Origin of the sequence: Rhodobacter ferrooxidans (assembly GCF_000176015.1) — a bacterium.
Classification (GTDB): Bacteria; Pseudomonadota; Alphaproteobacteria; order Rhodobacterales; family Rhodobacteraceae; genus Pseudorhodobacter_B; species Pseudorhodobacter_B ferrooxidans.
Genome location: NZ_ACYY01000041.1, coordinates 1 through 5,129, shown reverse-complemented (window position 1 = coordinate 5,129; position 5,129 = coordinate 1). Strand labels below are relative to the sequence as shown.

The 5,129-nt window shown below is 67.8% G+C and carries 6 protein-coding genes and 1 pseudogene; 1 reads left to right on the top strand and 6 read right to left on the bottom strand.

Annotation, left to right across the window (positions count from 1 at the left end):
* The 6 genes from RSW2DRAFT_RS16870 to RSW2DRAFT_RS16845 form a co-directional block, all read right to left on the bottom strand.
* Nucleotides 1–751, bottom strand: a 751-nt coding sequence (locus RSW2DRAFT_RS16870) for an ABC transporter ATP-binding protein (RefSeq protein ID WP_008033205.1), incomplete at its 3' end; no start/stop codon positions are given.
* Nucleotides 752–862: 111 nt separating this feature from the next.
* Nucleotides 863–1,636, bottom strand: a complete 774-nt coding sequence (locus RSW2DRAFT_RS16865; protein ID WP_008033204.1) for a phosphate/phosphite/phosphonate ABC transporter substrate-binding protein — start codon at nt 1,634–1,636, stop codon at nt 863–865.
* Nucleotides 1,633–2,076: a tellurite resistance TerB family protein gene (locus RSW2DRAFT_RS16860; RefSeq protein WP_040672540.1), complete on the bottom strand. Its 444-nt coding sequence runs from the start codon at nt 2,074–2,076 to the stop codon at nt 1,633–1,635. The genes RSW2DRAFT_RS16865 and RSW2DRAFT_RS16860 overlap by 4 nt, the downstream gene beginning before the upstream one ends.
* Nucleotides 2,077–2,121: 45 nt before the next feature.
* On the bottom strand, nt 2,122–2,415 hold the full coding sequence (locus RSW2DRAFT_RS16855; RefSeq protein WP_008033200.1) for a DUF1330 domain-containing protein: 294 nt from the start codon (nt 2,413–2,415) through the stop codon (nt 2,122–2,124).
* A gap of 2 nt (nt 2,416–2,417) precedes the next feature.
* Nucleotides 2,418–3,320: a PhzF family phenazine biosynthesis protein gene (locus RSW2DRAFT_RS16850; protein ID WP_008033198.1), complete on the bottom strand. Its 903-nt coding sequence runs from the start codon at nt 3,318–3,320 to the stop codon at nt 2,418–2,420.
* Nucleotides 3,314–4,102 (bottom strand): 23S rRNA (adenine(2030)-N(6))-methyltransferase RlmJ, encoded by a 789-nt coding sequence (locus tag RSW2DRAFT_RS16845; protein WP_008033196.1) that lies wholly within the window; start codon nt 4,100–4,102, stop codon nt 3,314–3,316. Before RSW2DRAFT_RS16845 ends, RSW2DRAFT_RS16850 begins: the two co-directional genes overlap by 7 nt.
* Nucleotides 4,103–4,218: 116 nt before the next feature.
* On the opposite strand from RSW2DRAFT_RS16845, the pseudogene RSW2DRAFT_RS16840 reads away from it, so the two are divergent.
* A pseudogene (locus RSW2DRAFT_RS16840) lies at nt 4,219–5,129 on the top strand (DUF4153 domain-containing protein); the annotation flags it as partial.

Genomic DNA, 5,129 nt, shown 5'->3' with positions numbered 1-5,129 from the left:
CCCCGAACAGCGCGTCGGGCGGGCCTTGTTCTTCGATCTTGCCCAGATGCAGGAAAATCACATGGTCCGACACGTCGGCCGCCAGCCGCATGTCGTGGGTGACAAGGATCATGGTGCGCCCCTCTTCGGCCAGCGCCTTGATGACCTTGATGACCTCCTGTTCCAGTTCCGGGTCCAGCGCGCTGGTCGGCTCGTCGAACAGCAGCGCCCGCGGCTCCATGCACAGCGCGCGGGCAATCGCCGCCCGCTGCTGCTGGCCGCCCGACAGCATCGCGGGATAGGCATCGGCCTTTTCGGCAATGCCCACTTTCGCCAGATACTTGCGGGCCGAGGCTTCCACCTCGTCGCGGTCGCGTTTCAGCACCGTGACCGGCGCTTCCATGACGTTTTGCAGGATGGTCAGGTGCGACCACAGGTTGAACTGCTGGAACACCATCGACAGGTTGGTGCGGATGCGGATCACCTGATTGCGGTCGGCAGGGTGGCGGCCGAGGCCCGTGCCTTTCCAATGCACCGCCTCGCCCTCGAACAGGATCTCGCCCTGCTGGCTGTCCTCCAGCAGGTTGCAGCAGCGCAACAACGTCGATTTGCCGGACCCCGACGAGCCGATCAGCGACACCACATGGCCGCGCGGCGCCACCAGATCGACGCCCTTGAGCACTTCAAGACTGCCATAGCTTTTGTGCAGGTCACGGATGCTGATGACCGGCAGATCGTCTTGTGGCTGTGCGGGGGCGATTTTGGCGGTCACGTTGGCTTGCGATTCTTTCAGGTCAAGGTCTTGGCGTCAAAGTAGGACCGATAATTTGCCCCATTGCAACGGACTTTGTGCCAAAGCGGGTAGGCAAGCTGGCCGCAATGCTCAGGCGATTGGCGCAAAATGCGCAGGTGGCGGCGGCGTGGGCACCGCAAGATACTGCGCCGCCGGCAGGGCAATCAGGCCGTGCAGCCCCAGGGTTGCACGGTCCGGCCCGGCCAGCCCGGCGATGGCCGCGGCCAAGGCCGCAAACACCGTCTTGGCATCCCGGGTGCGAGCGGTGATGCAGGGCAGGCCGGGGGTCGGATCGGTCAGCGCCACCACCCGAAGCTGCGCCGCAAGGCCGGGGTCGTGGCGTTGGATCAGCCGCCAGCTTACGGCATCCAGCGCCGCCAGATCAGCGTGACCTGCGGCCACCGTCTGCGCCGAAAGCCGATGCGCGCCGCTGCATGGGCCTTGCGAAAACCGCAAGCCCAGCCTGGCCGCATGGGTCTGCGGTGCCGCCCAGCCCGATTGCGACAGCGGGTCGTTATAGGCGAGGCTGGCACCGTCGAAATCCGCCAGAGCCTCGCGCGCATCCCCTGCCCGCGCCACGAAAACGCTGCGGTAATAGCCGGGAGGGCAGCCCTCGACGCCATAATCCGGCGTGCCGACCAGCGTCACTTGGCCGTGCAACCGGCTGCGATAGGGAAAGCCGCAGGCCTGCGACAGCAAAAGGTCTGGCGACAGCCAATGCGGCAGCAAATCGTCAATGCCGCGGGTCAGACCGTCGGGTGCCGCGATCCCCGCCGCCCGCAGGTTGTCACGGGCCGCCGCCCACAGCCGGTCATTGGCCGCGGCGGTTTCCGCCCGGTCATACATCGGCAGCGATGCGATCACAGGCCGCCCCGCTGCACCGCCTGCCGGGCCAGGGCCGAGTCGCGGTCGGTCAGCCCCAGCAGGTTGGCCACCAGCCGCAGCACCTGTTCTTCCTCGGCAGCCCGATTGCCATCGGCCAGCGCCACCGCCCAGAGCGATTGCATCAGCCCGGCGCGATCCTCATGTGCCACGGCCTCCTTCAGCGCCCGGGTAAAGCGCACGGTGTCGGGGGCCTCGGCCTCCAGCACCTCGGCCTCGGCGCGCAGCTTGGCGGCGGCAAAGGGCGACAGCGTGTAGTGGCTGGAAAGCACCCGGTCGATCCGGGCCATTTCGGCCACCGAATAGTCGTTGTCGGCGCGGGCGATGCGCACCAGAAGCGCCGCCAGCGCCAGATGCGCTTCGGGGTCGGGCAGACGGTTGGGGGCGGGGGCCATCATGCGGCGCAGCAGGGCTTCGAACATGGCGCAGATATAGGCCAGCCGCCCGCAGCCCGCCAGCCCCGACAATCAGCCGCCCCAGCCCTCGACGATCACCACATCCGCCTCGGAAACCGGGTCGCGCAGGGCTTTCGCCGCCTGATATTCCGGGCTGTCATAACAGGCCTGCGCGAGGGCAAGGCTGTCGAACTCCAGCACCACGCTGCGGCTGCGGGCAGCACCTTCGACCACCTGCTGTGCCCCGCCCCGCACCAGAAACCGCGCGCCGTATCTGGCGAAAGCCACGGCATTGGCGGTGCGATAGGCCTCGTAGGCCTGCGGGTCGCGGATATCGACATGCGCCAGCCAATAGCCCTTTGCCACCGCTACACCTCGCGCGGCACGGCAATCCGGCCTTCCGAGATTGCCACCGCCGCGCCCTGCACCCGCACCGCCTCGATGCCGTCGGGGCCAAGCTCGATGCTCAGCCGCAACCGGCTGGGGCGGCCCATCCTGTTGCCCTGTTGCAGCGTGAAACTTTGGCTGCCGTGCCGCAGCACCCGCGAGGCCCGCAGCTGCGCCGCAAGGATTGCGGTGGCCGAGCCGGTGGCCGGATCTTCCGGGATACCCGCGCCGGGCGAGAACATCCGCGCCTCGAAATCGCAGCCGACGCCCGGCGTGTAAAGATAGGCGCTATCGACCCCGGCGCGGTCCATCAGGTCGGACCAATGCGGCTCGATCGGCCTTGCGGCATCCAGCGCCGCCCGGCTGGCCAGCGGCACAAAAAGGAACGCCGGACCGCCCTGCCAGATCCCCGGCGCATGGCTGGCAAAGCCGACATCGGCCTGTGCCAGCCCCAAAGCGGCGGCCACAAGCGGCAAGGGCGCCTCGCCCGGCACTGCATGCGGGATCACCGGGGCGGTGTATTCGGCCAGCATCCGGCCCGACCGGCGGCTGACGGAAACCGGCACCAGACCGGCCTCCTCCTCCAGCACCAGCTTGGTGTCGAAATCGCCTTCGGGCCGCGCCAGACTGGCCAGCAGGATGGCGCAGCCGAGGGTGGGGTGGCCGGCAAAGGGGATCTCGGCGGTGGGAAAGAATATCCGCACACGGGCGGCATGGGCGGGGTTGGCGGGGGCCTGCACGAAGATGGTCTCTGACAGGTTGAACTCGCGCGCCAGGGTCTGCATCTGCGCCACGCTCAGGTCATCGGCGCCCAGCACCACCGCCAGCGGGTTGCCGACAAAGGCGGTGTCGGTAAAGACATCCAGCGTGTGAAAGGTCAGCATCCGCCCTCCAGTCCCTTGAAAATGGCGGATATTCTTGCGGCTTCCTCGGTCAGCCCCCAGGGCGGGTTGACCACGAAAAGCCCCGAGCCGACCATGCGGTGCCCCTCGCGCGCCGGGGGAAACTCGACCTCGTGGCGCAGGGCGTCGGGGAAGGCCTGGCGCAGCGCGTCCAGCATCGCAAGGTGCGGCTCGGCGGTCAGGATCGGATACCACAGCATCAGGATGCCGACATTCCACTTGCGGGCAATCGCCGCCATGTGGCGCGGGATCGCCTCGTAATCGGCCTTCACCTCGTAGGACGGGTCGATCAGCATCATCCCGCGTCGCGGCGTCGGCGGGCAGATGGCAAGGGCCATCTGAAAGCCGTCGGCCTGATGCACATGCGCGCCCCATGGCCCCAGAGTGTCGGTCAGGACGCGAAATTCCTGCGGGTGCAACTCGGCCAGATGCAGGGTGTCGGTCTCGCGCAGGCACATCGCCGCCAGCAGGGGCGAGCCGGGATAGGCCGCCGCCCCATGCCCGGCGCGCAGTTCGGACAGCCGTTGGCGGTAGGGGTGATCGGCGGGGAAACGCTGCTCCAGCACCGCCACCCCCTGCGCCGCCTCGCCGGTTTTCAGCGCCTCGTCGGCGTCAAGCTGGTAGATGCCGCGCCCGGCGTGGGTTTCGATGTAGGTCAGCGGCTTGTCTTTTTGCACAAGGTAATCAAGCACATGGCACAGCATCGCGTGCTTGTGGACATCGGCAAGATTTCCAGCGTGATAGAGGTGCTGATAGCTGAGCATGGGGATTAGCTAAAGCGATTTGCACCTGTCTGCAATGGCAGACCGCCAACAGGCCGGCTGGCATCCCTGCCGCCGACGGGCTAGGCTGGAGCCGCAAGTCAGCAAGCGGGGACGGGATGGATCGGGACACCGGGCAGCGGCTGGTTCTGGCGGGGCTGGGGGCGGCGGCGGGCGGCTGTCTTTACCTGCTGAGCGAGGTTTTCGCGCGCGATCTGCTGTCGGACCGCCTCGCCCTGGCGCTGACCGCCTTTGCTGCGGCGTATTTCTTGGCACTACTGGCGTTGACCGGGCCATTGCGGCTGATGCAGGCCAACGCCGCCGCCCTTGGCGTTGCGGTGCCGGTGGCTGGGCTTTTGACCTGGGCCAGCCTGCGCTACGCCGCGATGCCCGATCTGTTCGAGCGCCCTGCCCCGGTGCTGGCGGCGGTGCTGCTGGGGCTGCTGCCGCTGCCCTTCGTCATTGCCGCCAATGGCCCGGGCTGGCGCGATTATCCGGCGCTGTTCAGTGCAAGCTGGACCATCGTGGTGCGCTTTGCCGCGGCCTGGCTGTTTGTCGGCGTGGTCTGGGCGCTGATCCTGCTGTCGGACAAGGTGCTGGGCATTGTGGGCGTGACGGTGATCCAGGACCTGCTGAAGCTGGATGCCGTGCCCTGGCTGATCTGCGGCACAACGCTGGGGCTGGCGCTGGCGGTGGTGACGGAAATGGCCGATCTGGTCTCGCCCTACCTGATCCTGCGGCTGCTGCGGCTTTTGTTGCCCGCGGTGCTGGTGGTGATGCTGGTGTTCATCGCAGCATTGCCGTTCCGCGGCCTGTCGGGGCTGTTTGGCGAGTTGTCGGCGGCAGGGACGCTGCTGGCGATGGCGCTGGTGGCGGCAACACTGGTGACCACGGCGATCGACCAAAGCGATGCCGAGGCCAGCCAGGGCCCGGCAATGCGGCGGGCGGCGCAGGGGCTGGCGCTGATCCTGCCGCTGCCCTCGGGTCTGGCGCTTTATGCGGTGGGGCTGCGGGTGGCGCAATATGGCTG

Excerpts from the sequence above, each read along its gene's own strand:
- RSW2DRAFT_RS16860 (WP_040672540.1), bottom strand. The coding sequence starts at position 2,076 with ATGTTCGAAGCCCTGCTGCGCCGCATGATGGCCCCCGCCCCCAACCGT.
- RSW2DRAFT_RS16850 (WP_008033198.1), bottom strand. The coding sequence starts at position 3,320 with ATGCTGACCTTTCACACGCTGGATGTCTTTACCGACACCGCCTTTGTC.
- RSW2DRAFT_RS16845 (WP_008033196.1), bottom strand. The coding sequence starts at position 4,102 with ATGCTCAGCTATCAGCACCTCTATCACGCTGGAAATCTTGCCGATGTC.